Here is a 19,881-nt window from a genome sequence, read left to right as displayed (position 1 = left end):
AGTGACCCAGACCGGACGCGAGACCGGGCGGACCGGGGGGGAGAGCGCCCCGGCCCGGAACGGACCGGGGCGGAAGAGGTGGTACGGGCCGGATCCGGGGAGCGGCCGGGGCAAGGCCGGAGGACCGAAGGAGAGCGGGGTGGGACCTGGGCAGAGGTGCAGGAGCCGGGCGGGGGCAGGACGAGAGCCGGACCGGACGGGACCGGAGCGCGCGGCGGGGCGGGTTACGACAACGGCCCCGGCGGAGTGCCGGGGCCGTAGCGGTGCGGGGATTGAGTCTGTGCGTACCGTCCCCGCAGCTGCGGGAGGCGTCAGCCGCCCGCCCGTCCGCGCTGGGTGGCCGGACCCAGCGGAGCCGTCCGCGTCGCACGGTCCGAGTGCGGCGGTCTGCGGCTGCCGGTCGGAGTGACCGGCGTGCGCTCGGACCGGGTGGTATGGGGGCGCGGTGGGTGGTGCGGCCGGGGCTCGGTGCCCCGTCCGGCCTGGGGCCCGGCCGCGGCGGTGCGTGCGCTGCCCGCCCCCACGGGCTCGAGCTCGTGGGCCGGCTGCCTCGGCGGGCCGGTGCGCGTCGTGACCAGCGGGCTCTGGGCGCCGACCGGCGGGAGTGGCAGCGGGTCGAGAGCGCCGCCTCCGCTGAACCGGTCCCGGACGGTGAGGATCCAGTACTCGACCCAGGCGATGGCCGGCTCGAACCAGGGCAGTGCCAGCAGTACCACCAGCCCCGCGGCCCAGCCGAGCAGCACATCGCTGACCCAGTGCGTACCGAGGTAGACGGTGGTCGCGCCGACACCGAGCGCGAAGACAGCGGCGACCACGGACAGTACCCGGCGGGCCCGTGGAGTCGTCGCGAGATAAGCCAGAATGCCCCAGGTCACCACGGCATTGGCCGTATGACCCGAGGGAAATATGTCCCCGCCTTTCCACATTTCGGCGGAACCGACGGTCGTCGCGTAGTGCGGACCGAGCCGGCCGAGGCCGTACTTCACCGCCCCCACGGTGATATTGAGCAGAAGCAGCGCCACACCCAGCGTGAGCAGGGGGCGGAGCGTGCGCTGTCTCCAGGATCTCCAGCCCAGCCACGCGGCGACCAGAACCGCGGTGGGGCCGCGCTGCCCCAGCACCACGAAGTAGTCGAGGAAGGCGTGGAGGTCCGGCCACTGCTTGTACGGCCGGAAGAGCATCACCTGCCAGTCCAGGCGGACGAGGTGGTCGCTCACGAAAACAGCCGCGACGATGGCCCCGTAGAACCACACGGCGGAGCCGAACAACACCGTGCGCGTTCGGCTCATCCGCGGGACATCGCGGTTGCTGGGTCGCTCCGGCTCCTGCTCCAGTCGGGCGAAGATTTGGTCGGTACGCACTCAATCGACGTTACAGGGGGTGAGCGGGTCACCCGGTCGAACCAGCGGGTTTGTGATGACGATGTGATGTGGAGTCGGTCTCACAGACGCCTGAATTCCCGTCCTTCCAGCAAAACCCGAGCAACGGCCGGATGAATTTCTCCGAGCTTTTATCCGGCGTTCTCTCCGGGTTGGCGGGAGGTGTTTACCTACATGTGGCCGGAAATTCTCCGTACGGTTGTGAACGGGGCATTTCCGGAGCGCCGGGGAAGCCTCCGCCGAGGCGTGATCAAGGTTATGACCTGGCTCTTCGTCGTGTGAAATCGCGGCCGGGCCCGTCGGGGTGATCCCTTCCCGGCGGCCTGCCGACGGGCCTGCTCCAGCGATCACGTTGTGCCATCGATGCTCACCTGAGCGTGATGCTCGGTACGCATGCGCGTGGCGAACACCACGTGTCGTCATTGACAAAGGTGAGCCGGGGCACGCTTCGGCCGCCCGGCTTCGCGTACCCTGACGATTCACTCGCTGTTCGACGCCGGGCCTGCCGGGACCGCAGTCCCTCCGGGGCCCGCCGACGCGAGCGCAAGCCTGGGAGGTGCGTACATGTCCGGAACGACCACGGCCCGAGACCAACGGGCGGCGGACGTTCCTCGGCATCGGCGCGGCAGGGGTGGCGACGGCGGTACCAACCGCTGGGCCGTGCTGGTGGTCCTCTGCGTCAGCCTGCTGCTCGTCGCGCTCGACGCAACCGTGCTGCACGTGGCCGTGCCCGCCGTGAGCGAGGACCTCCGCCCCGGCTCGATCGAGCTGCTGTGGATCGTCGACGCCTACCCACTCGTTGCCGCCTCCCTCCTCATCCTCTTCGGCACCCTGGGCGACCGGGTCGGGCGCCGCCGCGTCCTGCTGCTCGGCTACGCCCTCTTCGGCGTGGCCTCGGCCCTCGCCGCCTGCGCCGACAGCCCGCACGTCCTCATCGCCGCCCGCGCCGTGCTCGGCATCGGCGGCGCGATGATCATGCCTGCCACGCTGTCGATCCTCCGGCAGGTCTTCCCCGACCGGCGTGAACGCGCTCTCGCCATCGGCATCTGGAGCGCGGTCGCCGCCGTCGGCGCCGCCGTGGGCCCGCTGCTCGGCGGCTTCCTCCTCGAGCACTTCTGGTGGGGCTCGGTCTTCCTCATCAACATCCCGCTGATGGCGGTCTGCCTGCCGGTCGGCCGCTGGCTGCTGCCCGAGTCCACCGGCGACCGCGACGGCCCCTGGGACGTCCTGGGCGCGCTGATGGCCGCGTTCGGCCTCTTCGGCGCCGTCCTGGGCGTGAAGCGGGCAGGTGGCGGGGAGGCCGTGCTCCACCCCGCCACCCTCGTACCGCTGCTCGCCGGGGCCGGGCTGCTCGCCCTCTTCATCCGCCGCCAGCGCCGCCGTCAGCACCCCCTGGTGGACCTGCGGATGTTCGCCCGGCCCGCCTTCGGCACCTCCGTGGGCTGCATCGTCCTGGGCATGCTGGCGCTGGTCGGTCTGGAGCTGATCGCCACCCAGTACCTCCAGCTGGTCCTCGGGTTCTCCCCGCTGGAGACCGGGCTGCGCATGGTGCCGCTGACCGTGGCCGCGATGGCGGCCGGGCTGCTCGGCAGCCGTATGCTCCAGCGGTTCGGCCCCCGCGCCATGGTCGCCTGCGGCTTCGCGCTCACCGCCGCAGCCGTGCTCTCGCTGACGCTCATGGGCCAGTACGACCGGCCGTGGCTGCTGACATCGGCGCTCGTCCTGCTCGGCTTCGGCCTCGAGACCACACTCTTCGGCGCGTACGAGTCCATGCTGAGCGACGCACCCGCCGCCGAGGCCGGTGGCGCGGCCGCCATCGGCGAGACGTCCTACCAGCTCGGGGCGGGCATCGGCATCGCGCTGCTCGGCAGCGTCATGAACGCGGCGTACGCGCCGGGGGTGGCGTCGGTGCCCGGTGTGCCGTCCGCGGCGGGCAGAGCGGCGGGGCACTCGCTCGGCGAGGCCTACGAGGTGGCGGCCCGCCTCGACGGCCCCGGTGGCAGCGCGCTGCGTGCCGCCGCCCGCCACTCCTTCGTGCACGGCCTGCATGTCACGCTCGTGGTGAGTGCCGTACTGCTGCTGCTCGGCGCCTTCGCCGCGCTGCGGCTACCACGGGTCATGGAGTGCGGCGAGCGTCACGACGTCCCCGGACAGCCGGGTGAGCGCTCGAACAAGGGCTCCGGGGCCGGCCGCCCCGTGGACGGAGTCCCCGGCCAGCAGAACCGTGGCCGCGAGACGGTCGGCGCCGACTCCTCCGGCTGACGCCCACCGCTCGGTGATCCCGAGGCTCCGGCGGTCCGACCGCTGTGCCGGAGTCCGTGACGGAACCGCTGGTACCAGGGGTGGACGCCACGGGTTACGCCACCGTAGCGTCGCCCTCGAACGGGATGATCACCGCGCCCGGCGCGAGCCGCCGCGGAGCCTTACCGCCGGAGGCCGAAACCGATGTCCGCAGTACGCATGCCGCCGTTCGACCCCGGCGACCCGCTCGGGCTCGACGACCTGCTCAGCGACGAGGATCTGGCGGTGCGCCGCACCGTACGCCAGTGGGCCGCCGACCGCGTCTTGCCGGACATCGCCGACTGGTACGAGCGCGGCGAGCTGCCCGCCATCCGTGACCTCGCCCGCGAGCTGGGCTCCCTGGGCGCGCTCGGGATGTCCCTCGAGGGCTATGGCTGCGCGGGCGCGAGCGCCGTGCAGTACGGCCTTACCTGCCTCGAACTGGAGGCCGCCGACTCCGGCATCCGCTCCCTGGTCTCCGTGCAGGGCTCCCTCGCGATGTACGCCATCCACCGCTTCGGGTCCGAGGAGCAGAAGCAGCGGTGGCTGCCGGGGATGGCGGCCGGGGAGATCATCGGCTGCTTCGGACTGACCGAGCCGGACCATGGCTCCGACCCGGCCGGAATGCGTACCTACGCCAAGCGTGACGGCTCCGACTGGGTCCTCACGGGCCGCAAGATGTGGATCACCAATGGCTCGGTGGCCGGCGTGGCGGTCGTGTGGGCGCAGACCGAGGACGGCATCCGCGGTTTCGTCGTACCCACCGGCACCGCGGGCTTCTCCGCGCCCGAGATCAAGCACAAGTGGTCCCTGCGTGCCTCGGTCACGAGCGAACTGGTCCTGGACGAGGTGCGGGTGCCGGGCGACGCCGTCCTGCCCGAGGTCACCGGGCTCCGTGGCCCGCTCAGCTGTCTGAGCCACGCCCGGTACGGCATCGTGTGGGGCGCGATGGGCGCCGCGCGTGCATCGTTCGAGGCCGCGCTCGACTACGCGCGGACGCGTGAGCAGTTCGGCCGGCCGATCGGCGGCTTCCAGCTCACCCAGGCCAAGCTCGCGGACATGGCCGTCGAGCTGCACAAGGGCATCCTGCTCGCGCACCACCTGGGGCAGCGGATGGACGCGGGACGGCTGCGCCCCGAGCAGGTCAGCTTCGGCAAGCTCAACAATGTGCGGGAGGCGATCGAGATCTGCCGTACCGCGCGGACGATCCTGGGCGCCAACGGGATCTCGCTGGAGTACCCCGTGATGCGGCACGCCACCAATCTGGAGTCGGTGCTCACCTACGAGGGCACCGTGGAGATGCACCAGTTGGTGCTGGGCAAGGCGCTCACCGGGCTGGATGCCTTCCGCGGGGACTGAGATCTCCTCGCTGCGCCCTGTCCGGCCGATGACCGGCAGGACAGGGCCCGGAGGCGAACCGCGGAGCGGCGGGGCGGACACGCATCGGTGAGAGGTGGCCGATGAGCGGTCCCGCCTCAGCTCTGGTTGAAGAATCCGTCGCTACGGTGGCCGGTCTCGCCGCTCACCACCTGGTAATCGGCCGGCGTGAGCAGGAAGACGCGGGTGGCGACCCGCTCGATGGAGCCACGCAGCCCGAAGGTCAGCCCGGCCGCGAAGTCCACCACGCGCTTGGCGTCGGAGGGCTCCATACCGGTCAGGTTGACGATGACCGGGACGCCGTCGCGGAAGAGCTCGCCGACTCCCCGGGCGTCCCGGAAGCTGTCGGGGGTGACCGTGGCGATACGGGTGCCCTGCTCCTGCGCGGCCTCGTCGGCCACCCGGACCCGCGGGTCGGTCACCCAGGCGTCGCCGGGCTCGGGCCCCTCGGCGTAGTCGTCGTCGTAGTAGCGGTCGTCATCGTTGTCATCGACGAGGCCCAGCCAGGCACTCGCCTTGCGCACCGATCCCATGGACGCCTCCTCTCTCACACGCGGTCTCTGCTGTCCGCCTCTCTATGGTCGTCCATGATGCGGATGCTGCGCCAAGCGAATAGACCCCGCACAGAGGTTTCGTGACGGTACTGGTGCACAACGGGTGGTGAGGAATCAGGGTTCCCCCTGCGTACGGTTACTGACGGGGTGGTAGCGGAAAAACACCTCCCCGGACGGGTGACGCGGGGGTCGTCCGGGTGATCGGCACGATCGCTAACATGCCCTGAGTGGTGGAACGTATGTGCAGGGGGAGCGTTGTTCGGAATAGTCAGGCCATGCCGGCACCGGTTGTCGGAGGGGCTGCGGACGCAATGGATGGCCCATCTGTGCGGACTGTGCCTGGCCCTGCGCGGTGATCACGGCCAGTTCGCCCGGGTCGCCACCAACTACGACGGCCTGATCGTGTCCGTGCTCGCCGAGGCGCAGTCCGGGAGCTCGGGCGACTGGCGGCGCACCGCCGGGCCCTGTCCGCTGCGCGGGATGCGTACGGCCTCCGTGGCCCGGGGCGAGGGGGCGCGGCTGGCCGCCACCGTCTCTCTCGTTCTGGCGTCGGCGAAGGTGCGTGACCATGTCGCGGACGGGGACGGTCTGCTGGGCCGTCGTCCGGTCGCCGCGGCGGCGCGCCGGGTGGCGGCGCGGTGGGACCGCGCCGGGGCGCGTACGGGAGCGGACCTCGGCTTCGACACCGCCCTCCTGGTCGACGCGGTCGACCGGCAGGCCGGGATCGAGACCGCGGCCGGTGCCGGGACCTCGCTGCTGCTGGTCACCGAGCCCACCGAGACCGCGACCGCGGCGGCCTTCGCCCATACGGCCGTGCTCGCCGGGCGGCCCGGCAATATCGCCCCTCTGGAGGAGGCCGGCCGGCTCTTCGGCCGACTGGCCCATCTGCTGGACGCGGTGGAGGATCTCGCGGACGACGCGGCGTCCGGAGCCTGGAACCCCATCGCCGCGACCGGCACCGATCCGGCGGAGGTACGGCGGCTGTGCGACGACGCCGTGCACGGTGTGCGGCTCGCCCTGCGGGAGGTCACCTTCGCGGGGGAGGAGGCCGGCAAGCTGGCGCATGTCCTTCTCGCCCATGAACTGAAGCGGTCGGTCGACCGTGCCTTCGGGGTGTCCTGCTCGCACGGGTCCGGCGGGGGTGGTCCGTACGCCCCGCAACCGCCGTACGGGCGGGGCGGCACCGGGCAGCCGCCCCACGATCCGCGGAATCCGTACGGCGGAGGGAACCCTTACGGCGGAGGAGGCCCCGCCGGTCCGGGGGCACCGGGAGGACCGGGCGGCCCGTACGGACCTCAGCCCGGGCCGCCGAACCCCCGCAAGCGGAGCCTCGTCGCCGGCTGTGCCGTCTGGCTCGGCCTGTTCTGTACCTGCCAGGTGTGCTGCCGGAAGGAGTACGACGACCCCTGGAAGCGGAACAAGAAGCGCGAGGGATGGTGCCAGAAGTGTGACTGTTGCGACTGCTGCGAGTGCTGTGGCTGCGACTGCTGATCGGCGGGGGAGCGCTGACCGGCGACGAACACGTCACCTGAGTCCGGTGGGCTGATCCGCGACCTGTCGATGGCTGACGCAGGCCGAAGGCACAGGTGAACAGGGAGAGCAGGGGGAACCGGAAGAGCCGGGGCACTGCGGAACAGCGGTGCAGCGAGGGGAGGGGAAAGCAGAGGGCTGCGTGAAGGCGTGGAGGACATGCGCGGGGAGGCGGCCGTGCCCGAAGACCCCGGACAAAGTCCCGGGAGGGGCAGGCTCAGCTCACAGACAGGGGGTCAGCTCGAACAGGACGACGACCACACCCGACCGAAGTCGATGTGGTTGCGGGTGACCAGCCGCTGCCATGAATACATGGCCTCAGTGGAACAGGCATCCGTTTCCGCGTCAACTGCGTTGCCCGTACGGCTCACTCTGCGGACAGCCTTGACAACAGGCCGTACAGTCCGCATAGCCTCAAGGTTCCGGACGTGCTGAGGGGCGCGGTTCCGGTGCTGTGTTGTGAAGGCATCTGCCACCCGTGCTCGATCTGAAAGCATCCACGGAGCCTTCGCATGTCCGCGCAACCGGATACTCTCCCCACCTCCACCTCCACCTCCACCCCCACCCCCGTCGCCGCGTCCGCCCGGGACGCGCAGCCGCGGATCGTGCCCGTCCGCCGTACCGGACAGTGGACCGCCGCCACCGCGGTGCTCGTGCTCCTCGCCATGGCGGTCAACTCCGTTGTCCGCAATGAGGCCTTCCCATGGGCCGTGGTCGGCGATGACTTCACCTCCACCGCAGTGCTGCGCGGCCTCGGTCATGCACGCGGCACGGCGGGCGCCCGATGACCGCGCCGACGCCGTCCGTGGTGATCGTCGGCGCCGGGCCGCGCGGCACGGGCCTGCTGGAGCGGATCGCCGCCAACCTGCCCGAGGTCTACGCCTCCGGACGGCTCGACATCCATCTGGTCGACCCCCACCCGCCCGGCGGCGGCCGTATCTGGCGCCGCGACCAGTCCCCGCTGCTGTGGATGAACTCCATGGCCGAGGACGTCACCATGTTCACCGACGACACCGTCGAGCGCGCAGGCCCCCTGCGGCCCGGCCCTTCGCTCGCCGAGTGGGCCGTCGGCATCCGCGCGGGGACGCTGCCCGTCGTCCTCGATCCCGAACTGATTTCGGAAGTCGAGGAGTTGACCCCGCAGAGCTTCGCCACCCGACGGCTCCAGAGCGCCTATCTCGGCTGGGTGTACGAGCACTCGGCGGCCGCTCTGCCGTCACGGGTCACCCTCCGCGAGCACCGGCGGCGGGCCCTGTGCGTCACCGGCCCGCGCGACGGACGCCAGCGGGTCTGGCTGGAAGGCCGGACCGAGCCGCTCCTCACCGACACCGTCGTCCTGGCCCTCGGACACCTCGACGCCGAACCCGACCAGGAGCAGCGGGCGCTGGCCGGCTTCGCGGCTGCCCATGGCCTGGTCCATCTGCCGCCCGAGTTCACCGCGGACAGCGATCTGTCCGTACTGCGGCCCGCCGAACCGGTCATCGTCCGGGGTTTCGGGCTGGCCTTCATCGATCTGATGGTGCTGCTCACCGAGGGGCGCGGCGGCCGGTACACGGAGGACGCCACCGGGCGGCTCAGCTACCACCCCTCCGGCCGCGAACCCGTACTGCACGTCGGCTCGCGCCGGGGCGTCCCGTACCACTCCAAGATCGGCTACACCCTCCGGGGCGAACGGCCCCCGCTGCCCCGCTTCTTCGGCCCCGCCGAGACCGACGCGCTGCTGCGCCGCCCGGCACCGCTGGACTTCCGCCGTGACGTCCGGCCGCTCGTGGAGAAGGAGCTGGGCTTTGCCCACTATCACCGGCTGTTCACCGCCCACCCCGCGCGCACCCGTGCCAACTGGCCCGACTTCGAGGAGAAGTACGCCGCCTGCGAGCCGGGCAGCGCGGAGCTCCAGGCCCTCGTCGCGGCCTCCGTACCCGATCCCGCCGACCGGCTCGATCTCGACGCGCTCGACCATCCCCTGGCGGGCCGGCGCTTCCCCACCTCCGACGCGTTCCAGGACGGCCTGCGCGGCTATATCGAGGCCGACCTCGACCGCCGTCACGATCCGGACCACAGCCCCGACCTCGCGGTCTTCCTCGGACTGCTGTCCGTCTACGGGCAGCTGATCCGGCTGGGCGACCTCGGCGGCTGGTGGCACGGCTTCTTCAGCCATCTCGCCTCCGGGCCTCCGGGGCCCCGGCTGCGGCAGCTCCTCGCGCTCTCCCGCGCAGGAGTCGTGCGCTTCCTCGGGGCGGACACCGCGGTCACCATGGACCCCGTACGCCGGGTCTTCCGCGCCACCTCCGCCGCCGTGCCGGGGGCGTCGGTGGAGGCCCGGGCGCTGGTCGAGGCCCGGCTGCCCGAGCCGTCCGTGGCCCGCTCCCGGGACGGGGTGCTGAGGGCGCTGTACGAGGACGGCGCGGCCGCGACCCCCGCCGGACTGCTCGCGGTCAGCCCCGATGACGCCCGCACCCTGGACCGCTCCGGACGCGCGCACCCCCGGCGCTTCGCGATCGGTCCGCACACCGACGCCCGCGCCTCCGGAGCCTTCGCCCGGCCGCGTACGAACGCGCCCGCCTTCCGGCAGAACGACGCGACCGCGCGGGCCGTCCTCGCCTTCCTGTGCGACCTCTCCTGTCGCGCCCCAACCGAGGTGCGGTCCTGCGCCTGAGCGCCGTCCTGCGCCTGAGCGCCGCCCACCGTTGTCCCGCCCCTCTGCCCGCCCGTGCCGGGTGCACCGGAACAAGGAACGAAACCGATGTCCCTGACCAGCGATCCCCTCGCCGACACACCACCGAGGACCAGGCAGGAACCGCCCGTCCTGTAACGGGGTTCTCCGCGCCGTGGGGCCACGCCCCCCGGCGGGGAGAACCCCACCGCCACCCCCCTCAAAAGGATGACCATGCCCGGACCAAACCGTCCCCTCCATCTGGCAGCCGCCATCGACGGTGCGGGACAGTACGAAGCCTCCCCTTACGTGGAGTTGGCCCGCCTCGCCGAGCGCGGCACGCTGGATTTCGTCACCCTCGACGACACCTTCGCCCCGCCCGCGGAAGGGCGGGGACGGCTGGACGCGCTCGCCGTGCTCGCCCGTGTGGCCCCCGCCACCGAGCGGATCGGGCTCGTGCCGACCGTCACCACGACCCACACCGAGCCGTTCCATGTCTCCACCGCGCTCGCCACACTCGACTGGGTGAGCCGCGGCCGCGCCGGCTGGGCCGTCGGGGTGTCGGAGTCCGAGGCCGAGGCGCGGCTGTTCGGCCGGCGTCCGGCCGCCCCGGCCGAGGCGCTGTGGCGGGAGGCGGGCGATGTCGCCGATGTCTCCGCCCGGCTGTGGGACAGCTGGGAGGACGGCGCCGAGATCCGCGACATACCGACAGGCCGCTTCATCGACCGCGACAAGCTGCACTATGTCGACTTCGAGAGCCCGTCCTTCAGCGTCCGCGGGCCCTCCATCGTGCCGCGCCCGCCCCAGGGCCACCCGGTCGTCGTCGTCGACGGCACCAGCGGTCCCGGGCGGGAGACCGCCGCCCGCCATGCCGACGTCGTCCTGCTGCGGGCCGAGGACCCCGAAACGGCCCGGGACGCCCGTGAGGACCTGCGCGAACGGGCCCGCGAACACGGCCGGGACCCCGGCCGCCCGTCCGTCCTCGTCTCACTGCCCATCGAACTGCGCACGACCGCCGACGCCGTGGGGCTGGCCGACCTGATCGGGGACTGGTACGCGGCGGGGGCCGCCGACGGCTTCCATCTGCGGCCGACCGACGCCCGCCGTGACCTCGCGCTGGTCGTCGACGGCACCGTGCCCGTACTCCAGCACCGCAATCTGCTCCGCCGCTTCTATCCGGGAACCACGCTCAGGGAGCACCTGGAGCTGGCGCGCCCGGCCAACCGCTATGTACGCGACCGGGGGGCCACAGCATGACCATCCGTAAGCAGATACGTTTCGCTGCCCACTTTCCCGGTGTCAACAACACCACGGTCTGGGCCGATCCCCGTGCCCGCAGCCAGATCGACTTCTCCTCCTTCGAACATCTGGCGCGTACGGCCGAGCGCGGTCTCTTCGACTTCTTCTTTCTCGCCGAGGGGCTGCGGCTGCGCGAGCACAAGGGCCGTATCCACGACCTCGACGTGGTCGGCCGGCCCGAGTCGATCACCGTGCTCAACGCCCTGGCGGCCGTCACCGACCGGCTGGGCCTGGCCGCCACGGTCAACGCCACCTTCAACGAGCCGTACGAGCTGGCTCGCCGCCTCGCCTCCCTCGACCACCTCAGCGGGGGCCGCGCCGCGTGGAACGTCGTCACCTCCTCCGACGCCTTCACCGGGGAGAACTTCCAGATAGCCGGCGCGGCGGCTATCTGGACCGGGCCGACCGCTACACCCGCGCCGCCGAGTTCGTCGCCACGGCCCGGGAGCTCTGGGACTCCTGGACGCCCGACGGCCTGCCGCGCCCCTTCGCGCACCACGGCGAGCACTTCTCCGTCGAGGGCACCTTCGACGTGCCGCGCAGCCCGCAGGGGCATCCCGTCGTCATCCAGGCCGGGGACTCCGGTGAGGGGCGGGAGTTCGCCGCCTCCGCCGCGGATGTGATCTTCACCCGCCACGGCACCCTCGAAGCGGGCCGGGCCTTCTACGCCGACGTCAAGAAGCGGCTGGCCGCGTACGGACGCCACCCCGACGACCTCAAGATCATGCCGGGGGTGACCGTCGTGCTCGGCGACACCGCCGCCGAGGCCCAGGAGAGGGCCGCCGAGATCCGCCGCCGGCAGGTCTCCCCGCAGAACGCCCTGCTCGCCCTCGAGCAGATCTGGGGCCGTGATCTGAGCGGGTACGACCCGGACGGGCCGCTGCCCGACATCGACCCGGACCCGGGCGCGCAGCTCGTGCAGGGGAGGGTCCGGATCGCCGACCCGCTCGCCGTCGCCGCTCAGTGGCGGGCCCTGTCGGAGGCGAAGGGGCTGTCCATCCGGCAGACGGTCCTCGAGACGACCGGGCGGCAGTCCTTCATCGGGACACCGGAGTCGGTCGCCGCGGAGCTGGACGCGTTCGTGCAGACGGACGCGGCGGACGGCTTCATCCTCGTACCACATCTCACCCCGGGTGGGCTCGATGAGTTTGTCGACCGGGTGGTGCCGCGGCTTCAAGAGCGCGGCGCGTTCCGAACGGCATACGAAGGTGCGACGCTGCGCGAACACCTCGGACTTCGCGAGCCCGTGAGGGAGGGCTCTCCCCGGCGCTGAGAGGCACGGCATGAGCGATGACGCACAGCAGTGGGCGGTGCGGCGCGTACAACGCGCCGAAACGGTCCCGGCGCCGTACGGCCCGCTGTTCGTGCTGTCCCCGCTTTACCGCATCACTCGCTTGGAGGGGCAGATTCCGGACATCGCTGCCGGTGACCGGAGAAGGGCGGCGGGGCCGTGCTGAGCACGGACGCCGAGGAGGATCCGACCGTCGACGGACCACCGCTCGACGGTGATGCCCGGCAGGGCGAGGACAGCGACGGGCCCGTCGGCCCGCACCGGGGGCACCGGGAGCGACTGCCGGTCGTCCTGTGTCGCGACGGGTCTCCACCCGTTCCCCCCGCGCGGGAACACCCACTCCTCCGCTGTCCCGGCGGGGGAGCGGAATCCCTGGGCCCGCCGATCCGTCCGAGCGCGGGCCGGGCAGCGCGCAGCCCCGGCGGCACCCGGCCGCCGGGGCGTTTCGGCATGCGCGCATCACGGCCGAAAGGCGCCCTTGCGGCCCGGGGCCCGGCGGCCGAATACTCCCCCCAGCGCTTGTCAGGGGCACGTCGTATCCGGAATCCGGAGTGCTCGCTGGCTGCGCCTCACGGGCCTGCCCACCCAAGCGGACCCCCGATTCCCCACTGGAGGAAGAAGTGAGGATCAAGCGCATCACCCCCCACAGCGGCATTGCGAGACGCGCGCGGCTGATCGCCGTGGCCTCCGGACTCCTGGCCGTCTCGGCTCTCGCGGTACCGTCCGCCAACGCCGAGCCCCCTACCCCCATCTACAGCGCAGCGCAGCTCTCCGACGCGGGCGACGCGGTACGCGCCGCCGATGTGGCGGGCACTGCCTGGTATGTCGACAAGGCGACCAACGCCCTTGTCGTCACCGCCGACAGCACGGTCTCGCCCGCCGACATCGAGGAGATCAAACGGGAAGCCGGCGCCAACGCCGGCGCGATCCGTATCGAACGCACCGCAGGCAAGATCCGCAAGCTTCTCTCCGGCGGGGACGCCATCTACGCCGACAGTTGGCGCTGCTCGCTCGGCTTCAATGTGCGCAGCGGCAGCACGTACTACTTCCTGACCGCCGGCCACTGCACCGACGGCGCCGGCAACTGGTACACCAACTCGTCCCGCACCACCGTCATCGGCCCGACCGCCGGCTCGAGCTTCCCCGTCAACGACTACGGTCTGGTCCGGTACACCAACAGCTCGATCAGCCACCCCGGCACCGTCGGCAGCCAGGACATCACCTCCGCCGCCAACGCCACCGTCGGGATGTCCGTCACCCGCCGCGGCAGCACCACCGGCATTCACGGCGGGACCGTCACCGCGCTGAACGCCACCGTCAACTACGGCGGCGGTGATGTCGTCTACGGCATGATCCAGACCAATGTGTGCGCCGAGCCGGGCGACAGCGGCGGCCCTCTCTACTCGGGCAGCACGGCCGTCGGCCTGACCTCCGGCGGCAGCGGGGACTGCACCTCCGGCGGGACGACCTTCTTCCAGCCGGTCACCGAAGCGCTGAGCGCGTACGGCGTGAGCGTCTACTGATCCGAGCGGCCGGTGCGTCGTCCCCTCCGCTCCACATCGCCCTTCGCTCCACCCCTGCCCTTCCCTGCCTCCGCTCCACCTCGGAGGCCTGAAGCAGGCAGCGGCTGAGCCCCCGCCCGGTGCACAGGGCGGGGGCTCAGCCGCGCTCGCGGCTCTCCCGGCCGTTACGGCACGGGATTATCGTGGATACCAGCACCCATATGGGTATCAAGGCACATAAAGGGCATTGTTCGCGATACGTACGGGCGGGAGGCCGTGATGGTCGAGGAGCTCGTGACAGCGGGAGCCGCGCTGCTCTCCTGCGGCGCGGTGTACGGCCTGGCCGCGGCACGTGTGGTGAAGCAGTACGAGCGCGGGGTCGTTCTCCGCCTCGGACGACTGCTCCCCCATGTGCGCGAACCGGGCTTCACCATGATCGTTCCGATCGTGGACCGGCTGCGCAAGGTGAACATGCAGATCGTCACCATGCCGGTGCCGGGCCAGGAGGGCATCACCCGGGACAATGTGACCGTGCGCGTCGACGCCGTCGTCTACTTCAAGGTCGTGGACGCCGCGGACGCCGTCGTCCAGGTCGAGGACTACCGTTTCGCCGTCTCGCAGATGGCGCAGACCTCGCTGCGGTCGATCATCGGTAAGAGCGAGCTGGATGATCTGCTCTCCAACCGGGAGAAACTCAACCAGGGGCTGGAGCTGATGATCGACAGCCCGGCCCTCGGCTGGGGGGTGACCGTCGACCGGGTCGAGATCAAGGATGTGTCGCTGCCCGAGACGATGAAGCGGTCGATGGCCCGCCAGGCGGAGGCCGACCGTGAGCGGCGCGCCCGGGTGATCAACGCCGACGCGGAGCTCCAGGCGTCGAAGAAGCTGGCGGAGGCGGCCCAGCAGATGGCCGCCACGCCGTCCGCGCTCCAACTGCGGCTGCTGCAGACGGTGGTGGCGGTGGCGGCCGAGAAGAACTCCACGCTGGTGCTGCCCTTCCCGGTGGAGCTGCTGCGGTTCCTCGAGCGGGCCCAGCAGGGGCCGTACGCCGCGGCCCCTCCGCAGGTTTCGCCGCCGCCGCGGACGCCGGAGCCCGGAGCCGCACCTGCCGCGGCCACCGCGACCCCGGCTTCGGTTCCCCAGGGAGCCGGCGCCTCCGGGGAAGCGGGGCCTGCCGGACCCGTAGCGCCTGCTGAGGCCGTGCCGCCGGCTGTGGCCGAGCCGTCGGCCGAGGCCCAGCCGTCCGCTGAGGCCGTGCCGCCGGTTCCGGCCGGCGGGGCTCCCGCTCCGTCCGCTGACGCGGCACCGGCTGCCGAGTCCGTACCGGGGGGTGAGTCCGTACCGGGCGGTGAGGCCGCTCCTGCCCCCGCAGGATCGCCCGCCGAGGGCGTCCGTTCCGCGGCGCGGGGCGAGGCCCGCGCCGATGGTGGCCGCCCGGCCGCCGACCCTCCGCGGTAGAACCCCGGAAGCGGAAAGGCCGTCAGCGCGCGGCGTGATCATATCTGTCCGCTCCTGACCGGTATGGCGTGCGTCGCCTGCGCTCGGTGAGGAGACTCGGACCATCTTGGGGCGTGCGTCCGGGCAATCTTGTCGGCCCGCGACGCCTGGGGGAGTGCCCCTGCCTCTGACGCCCCGGGCTGATCCCCGAAGATGGCCCACACGCCCCAACTGCGCCCCCGTGAGGGGGCGCACTTGTGTTTTCGTACACACGACCTGAACTCGACCTTGTGCGCCACCCGGGCCCCTGGGCATACTCGGCGGCGCCGATTGGCATGGACGCGGCCGCCCTTGGGGTGGCCCGTTCTCTGTGTACGCACGTACGTACATCCTCCGGGCCCCATGCTCCCCACAGCAGGGCCCAACCCCCCACTGGAGGTCGTGACTTGAAGCACCGACGGATCACCAAGCGGCGCACGGCGATCGCGGGAGCGGGAGTGGCGGCGGCCGTCGCCGCGGCGCTGACCCTGCAGAACGCCGACGCGTCCCCCGCCCCCGCCCCGAGCCCGGAGCTTCTGTCGGCACCGGCGGCCACGAAGCTGGCCTCGCAGGTCGCCTCCGACCTGGGTGCCGACACCGCGGGCTCGTACTACGACACCGAGGCCAAGAAGCTCGTGGTCAATGTCGTGGACAAGGCGGCCGCGGATAAGGTCCGCGCCAAGGGTGCCGTGGCGAAGATCGTCCAGCACACGCTCTCCGAGCTGAACTCCGCCCGGGAGACCCTGGCTGACAAGGCCACCATCCCGGGCACCTCGTGGTCCGTCGACCCGCGGTCGAACAAGGTGGTCGTGACGGCCGACCGCACGGTCAAGGGCGCCGCGCTCAACCGTCTCAACACGGTGGTCGACGGCCTCGGAAGCAAGGTCGAGCTCGAGAGAACCGCCGGTGAGTACCGGACCTTCATCGCCGGCGGCGATGCCATCCACAGTGGCGGTGGCCGCTGCTCCCTCGGCTTCAATGTGACCGTGGGCGGGGAGTCGGCCTTCATCACCGCGGGGCACTGCGGGAAGAAGGGGAGTGAGTGGTCCGAGTCCGCGGGCGGCACCGCGATCGGCACGATGCAGGACTCGCAGTTCCCCGGCAATGACTTCGCACTGGTGAAGTACTCGGGCAGTACGCAGCACCCCAGCGCGGTGGACCTCTACAACGGCAGCACCCAGTCCATAGCCAAGGCGGGCGAGGCGACCGTCGGGCAGAAGGTGCAGCGCAGTGGCAGCACCACGCAGGTGCAGGACGGCGAGGTCACCGGCCTCAACGAGACCGTCAACTACTCCGAGGGCACGGTCGAGGGTCTGATCAAGACCACGGTCTGCGCCGAGCCGGGTGACAGCGGCGGCTCGCTCTTCGCCGGTGACACGGCGGTCGGGCTGACCTCCGGCGGCAGCGGGGACTGCTCCTCGGGCGGTACGACCTTCTTCCAGCCGGTGCCGGAGGCGCTCGAGGCGTTCGGAGCGGAGATCGGCTGACGCGGCAGCGGTGGTATACCGCCGGCCCCGGCACCGTCGACGGTGCCGGGGCCGGCGTCTGCGCGGCCGGGCCCCCCACGGACCCGGTCGCGGCGCGCCCCTTGGACGTTCACGGGGAGACTCGAACGCTCTCGGACGGACTCAGGGGCGCGGAGGAACGCAGAAGAGCCGGGGCGGACCGGCCGGTCCCGGCAGGGCCGGAAGACCGGAAGGACCGGAAGGGCTCAGAAGGGCTCAGAAGGAGAAGACGCTCCCCTGGGTCCCGTCCAGCACGCACTGGTTGGCGAAGGTGTGCGTCCAGGACACCCGGCGCCCCTCCCAGACTCCCTCGGCGGTGACGACGACCGGGTCCCAGATTCTGGTGCACACGGTTCCGGAGCCGGCCGTGTCGGTCAGCGCCGCGAACTCGCCGTTCACTGCGCGCAGTTGCGTACACGCCTCGGCCGGGGCCGGGTGATCGCCGCCGGGCCGGGGGGTGCAGCGCAGCGTTACGGCTCGCTGCACGGCGGCGGTCGCCGCGTCCTCGCCCTTGCCGACGGTGAGTATCAGCGCCGAGGGTGCGTACAGCCGGCTCTCCTCCCCGCTCTGGGCGTGTGCCACAGCGGTGGTGCTCGCCAGGCAGCCGACGGCCAGGGCGGCGGCCGCCCCTAACGCCCCAATGGTGTACCGCATGTCGCATGCTCCTCTTGTTTCGGGGGTGCAGATGCCGGACGGGAGTCTTGCTCAAGCGAACGGTGAACGCACATCCAACGGTCACTTCTGGTCGTGATTCACGCACACATAGTGCCCGAATGTACATTCGGGCAGGTCGGAGGCTGTGTGCGGCGGGTCGAAGCGGTGTCCAGAATATGGACGAAAATTCCTGCTTCAAGTAAAAACACGCCTCTGACGTGTGCAAACGCTGAGTAGCGCCCCTTCGCCCCCGGGTCAGCTCGGCCGGAAAGCGACGCTTCGCGTCGGCGTGTCGCCGTCGGATCGATTTGTGCGGCCTTGTCGAGGGCGTCCCGGGACGGCGATCCCCTCGGCGGCCTCCCGGGCCGGGTCCGTTCGCCGCCCCTCGCTGCACCGGGTGCGGAAGATCCATGGCTGTGCGGCCGCCGACGGCGGGCATTCCCCGCGGTCGGCGGAAGGCCGATCGCGTGACCGGGGTGGGCCGCCTGGAGAGCCGCTCGAACTGCTCGTACGAATGTTCGAAGTGTGGTCTATGGTGGGAGGAGAGGACGGAAAGGTTTCGGCCAGGGGGGAGAGCTGCGGGAGGTGCGGGTGTCCGGGTTCACGCATCTGCACACCGTCTCCGGGTTCTCCATGCGCTACGGCGCCGCGCACCCGGAGCGGCTCGCCGAACGCGCCGCGGAGCGGGGCATGGACGCCATCACGCTGGCGGACCGGGACACCCTCGCCGGGACGGTCCGGTTCGCCAAGGCGTGTGCCGCGGTCGGCGTACGACCGTTGTTCGGCGCCGGGCTGGCCGTGAGGGAGCGGCCGGGGGACGGCGGCGAGCGCACAGAACGCAGGCGTACGCCGGTGCGCGGCGGGGCGTTCATCGACGAGTCCGCACCCCGGGCGGTCTTCCTCGCGCGGGACGGAGCCACCGGCTGGGCCGCGCTGTGCCGACTGGTCTCGGCCGCCCACGCGGGCGGCGCCGGGCAGCCCGCCCTGGACCACTCCGACCTCGAGAAGTCCGCCGGTAGCGGGCTGACCGTGCTGCTCGGCCCCGACTCCGGGATCGGCCGCGCCCTCGCCGCGGGCCGCCCCGACCGCGCCGCGCGACTGCTCGCCCCATGGCGGGAAATGTACGGCGACGCGCTCCGGCTGGAGGCGGCGCACCACGGGCGCGCCGGCACCGGCCCGGGTTCGCTGCGGCTCGCCGCCCGTACCGTCGGCTTCGCCATGGACCAGGGCGTACCGGCCGTGCTGACCAACGCCGTGCGCTACGCCGACCCCCGGCAGGGCCCGGTCGCCGACGTACTGGACGCCGCGCGCCGCCTCGTACCCATCGATCCGCGCAGGCCGGAGACGCTCGACAGCGGCGAGCGCTGGCTCAAGGGCGAGCCGGACATGGCCCTCGTCGCCGAACGGATCGCGGAGGCCGCGGGCTTCCGGAGGGACACCGCGCACCGCCTGATGGAGGAGACGCGGCGAACCGCCGCCGAGTGCCGGGTCGATCCCGAGGACGACCTCGGGCTGGGCAGCGTGCACTTCCCCGAGCCGCGTCTGGTGGGGGCGGAGCGGCGCACCGCCGACCGCACCCTGCGCGGCCGGTGCGCCGCCGCCATGGTGCTGCGCGGCTACGACCGTGACCGGAAGCGCTGGGAGCGGCTGCACGAGGAACTGGACATCATCGAGTACCACGGCTTCGCCTCGTACTTCCTCACCGTCGCCCAGGTCGTCGACGACACCCGCGCGCTCGGTATCCGGGTCACCGCCCGCGGCTCCGGCGCCGGCTCGCTCGTCAACCACCTCCTCGGCATCGCGCACGCCGACCCCGTGGAGCACGACCTGCTGATGGAGCGCTTCCTCTCGAGGGAGCGGCGCGTGCTGCCCGACATCGACATCGACGTCGAGTCCGCCCGCCGCCTCGACGTCTACCGTGCGATCTTCGACCGCTTCGGTGCGGAGCGGGTCGCCACCGTCGCCATGCCCGAGACCTACCGGGTCCGGCACGCCATCCGGGCCGTGGGCGCCGCTCTCGGCATGGATCCGGCGGACACCGACCGGCTCGCGAAGTCCTTCCCGCACATCCGCGCCCGCGACGCCCGCGCCGCGCTCGCCGAACTGCCCGAGCTGCGCGCGGTCGCCGCCGAGCAGGACCGGCACGGCCGGCTGTGGGAGCTGGTGGAGGCGCTCGACGCGCTGCCGCGCGGAATCGCCATGCACCCCTGTGGGGTGCTGCTGTCCGACGCCTCACTGCACGACCGCACTCCCGTCGTCGCGAGTGGCGACGGCTTCCCGATGTCGCAGTTCGACAAGGACGACGTCGAGGACCTGGGGCTGCTCAAGCTGGACGTCCTCGGGGTGCGGATGCAGTCCGCGATGGCACACGCGGTCGCCGA

14 protein-coding genes and 1 pseudogene are annotated in these 19,881 nt (G+C 71.9%); 12 read left to right on the top strand and 3 right to left on the bottom strand.

Annotated features, from left to right (window positions below; translation table 11 throughout):
- Positions 1 to 311 precede the first annotated feature (311 nt).
- Entirely contained in the window at positions 312 to 1,361 is a 1,050-nt protein-coding gene (locus ACTWQE_RS28910; protein ID WP_443332020.1) for a phosphatase PAP2 family protein, read from the bottom strand.
- Between the two features lie 582 nt (positions 1,362 to 1,943).
- Between ACTWQE_RS28910 and ACTWQE_RS28905 the strand changes: the two genes are divergently transcribed.
- Positions 1,944 to 3,641, top strand: coding sequence for an MFS transporter (locus ACTWQE_RS28905; protein WP_443332019.1), 1,698 nt, complete (start codon positions 1,944 to 1,946; stop codon positions 3,639 to 3,641).
- Positions 3,642 to 3,824: 183 nt separating this feature from the next.
- Positions 3,825 to 5,018 (top strand): acyl-CoA dehydrogenase family protein, encoded by a 1,194-nt coding sequence (locus ACTWQE_RS28900; RefSeq protein ID WP_443332018.1) that lies wholly within the window; start codon positions 3,825 to 3,827, stop codon positions 5,016 to 5,018.
- A 116-nt stretch (positions 5,019 to 5,134) separates the two neighbouring features.
- Here ACTWQE_RS28900 and ACTWQE_RS28895 read toward each other — a convergent pair whose 3' ends face one another.
- On the bottom strand, positions 5,135 to 5,569 hold the full coding sequence (locus tag ACTWQE_RS28895) for a cell division protein SepF (protein ID WP_443332017.1): 435 nt from the start codon (positions 5,567 to 5,569) through the stop codon (positions 5,135 to 5,137).
- 276 nt (positions 5,570 to 5,845) lie between these two features.
- Between ACTWQE_RS28895 and ACTWQE_RS28890 the strand changes: the two genes are divergently transcribed.
- From ACTWQE_RS28890 to ACTWQE_RS28850, 9 genes and pseudogenes are all read left to right on the top strand, one after another.
- A complete protein-coding gene (locus tag ACTWQE_RS28890; protein ID WP_443332016.1) occupies positions 5,846 to 7,081 on the top strand; it encodes a DUF5685 family protein in 1,236 nt (411 codons plus the stop codon).
- 551 nt (positions 7,082 to 7,632) lie between these two features.
- A complete protein-coding gene (locus ACTWQE_RS28885) occupies positions 7,633 to 7,908 on the top strand; it encodes a hypothetical protein (protein WP_443332015.1) in 276 nt (91 codons plus the stop codon).
- Positions 7,905 to 9,776, top strand: coding sequence for an FAD/NAD(P)-binding protein (locus ACTWQE_RS28880; RefSeq protein ID WP_443332014.1), 1,872 nt, complete (start codon positions 7,905 to 7,907; stop codon positions 9,774 to 9,776). The genes ACTWQE_RS28885 and ACTWQE_RS28880 overlap by 4 nt, the downstream gene beginning before the upstream one ends.
- A gap of 231 nt (positions 9,777 to 10,007) precedes the next feature.
- A complete protein-coding gene (locus ACTWQE_RS28875) occupies positions 10,008 to 11,030 on the top strand; it encodes an LLM class flavin-dependent oxidoreductase (RefSeq protein ID WP_443332013.1) in 1,023 nt (340 codons plus the stop codon).
- Positions 11,027 to 12,345: pseudogene (locus ACTWQE_RS28870) on the top strand (NtaA/DmoA family FMN-dependent monooxygenase). Before ACTWQE_RS28875 ends, ACTWQE_RS28870 begins: the two are co-directional and overlap by 4 nt.
- A 10-nt stretch (positions 12,346 to 12,355) precedes the next feature.
- The gene (locus tag ACTWQE_RS28865; protein WP_443332012.1) at positions 12,356 to 12,529 is read left to right on the top strand and encodes a hypothetical protein; all 174 of its coding nucleotides are present in this window, start codon (positions 12,356 to 12,358) and stop codon (positions 12,527 to 12,529) included.
- Positions 12,530 to 12,983: 454 nt separating this feature from the next.
- Positions 12,984 to 13,886 carry a S1 family peptidase gene (locus ACTWQE_RS28860; protein ID WP_443332011.1) on the top strand — a complete coding sequence of 301 codons (903 nt, stop codon included), beginning with the start codon at positions 12,984 to 12,986 and terminating at the stop codon, positions 13,884 to 13,886.
- 258 nt (positions 13,887 to 14,144) lie between these two features.
- Positions 14,145 to 15,323 carry an SPFH domain-containing protein gene (locus tag ACTWQE_RS28855; protein ID WP_443332010.1) on the top strand — a complete coding sequence of 393 codons (1,179 nt, stop codon included), beginning with the start codon at positions 14,145 to 14,147 and terminating at the stop codon, positions 15,321 to 15,323.
- A 425-nt stretch (positions 15,324 to 15,748) separates the two neighbouring features.
- On the top strand, positions 15,749 to 16,828 hold the full coding sequence (locus ACTWQE_RS28850) for a S1 family peptidase (RefSeq protein ID WP_443332009.1): 1,080 nt from the start codon (positions 15,749 to 15,751) through the stop codon (positions 16,826 to 16,828).
- Between the two features lie 234 nt (positions 16,829 to 17,062).
- Here the strand turns inward: ACTWQE_RS28850 and ACTWQE_RS28845 are convergent, their stop codons facing one another.
- On the bottom strand, positions 17,063 to 17,500 hold the full coding sequence (locus ACTWQE_RS28845) for a subtilase-type protease inhibitor (RefSeq protein ID WP_443332008.1): 438 nt from the start codon (positions 17,498 to 17,500) through the stop codon (positions 17,063 to 17,065).
- A gap of 591 nt (positions 17,501 to 18,091) precedes the next feature.
- On the opposite strand from ACTWQE_RS28845, the gene ACTWQE_RS28840 reads away from it, so the two are divergent.
- The coding region (locus ACTWQE_RS28840; RefSeq protein WP_443332007.1) for a PHP domain-containing protein at positions 18,092 to 19,881 on the top strand (1,790 nt) is incomplete at its 3' end.

It is taken from the genome of Streptomyces sp. 8N706, from assembly GCF_052245415.1.
Taxonomy (GTDB): Bacteria; Actinomycetota; Actinomycetes; order Streptomycetales; family Streptomycetaceae; genus Streptomyces.
Note: the sequence above shows the minus strand (reverse complement) of the source record. Positions and strands in the feature narration are given on the sequence as shown.

Coding starts and splice junctions, on each gene's coding strand:
- ACTWQE_RS28855 (WP_443332010.1), top strand. CDS start 14,145: ATGGTCGAGGAGCTCGTGACAGCGGGAGCCGCGCTGCTCTCCTGCGGC.
- ACTWQE_RS28845 (WP_443332008.1), bottom strand. CDS start 17,500: ATGCGGTACACCATTGGGGCGTTAGGGGCGGCCGCCGCCCTGGCCGTC.
- ACTWQE_RS28905 (WP_443332019.1), top strand. CDS start 1,944: ATGTCCGGAACGACCACGGCCCGAGACCAACGGGCGGCGGACGTTCCT.
- ACTWQE_RS28875 (WP_443332013.1), top strand. CDS start 10,008: ATGCCCGGACCAAACCGTCCCCTCCATCTGGCAGCCGCCATCGACGGT.
- ACTWQE_RS28900 (WP_443332018.1), top strand. CDS start 3,825: ATGTCCGCAGTACGCATGCCGCCGTTCGACCCCGGCGACCCGCTCGGG.
- ACTWQE_RS28865 (WP_443332012.1), top strand. CDS start 12,356: ATGAGCGATGACGCACAGCAGTGGGCGGTGCGGCGCGTACAACGCGCC.
- ACTWQE_RS28885 (WP_443332015.1), top strand. CDS start 7,633: ATGTCCGCGCAACCGGATACTCTCCCCACCTCCACCTCCACCTCCACC.
- ACTWQE_RS28880 (WP_443332014.1), top strand. CDS start 7,905: ATGACCGCGCCGACGCCGTCCGTGGTGATCGTCGGCGCCGGGCCGCGC.
- ACTWQE_RS28895 (WP_443332017.1), bottom strand. CDS start 5,569: ATGGGATCGGTGCGCAAGGCGAGTGCCTGGCTGGGCCTCGTCGATGAC.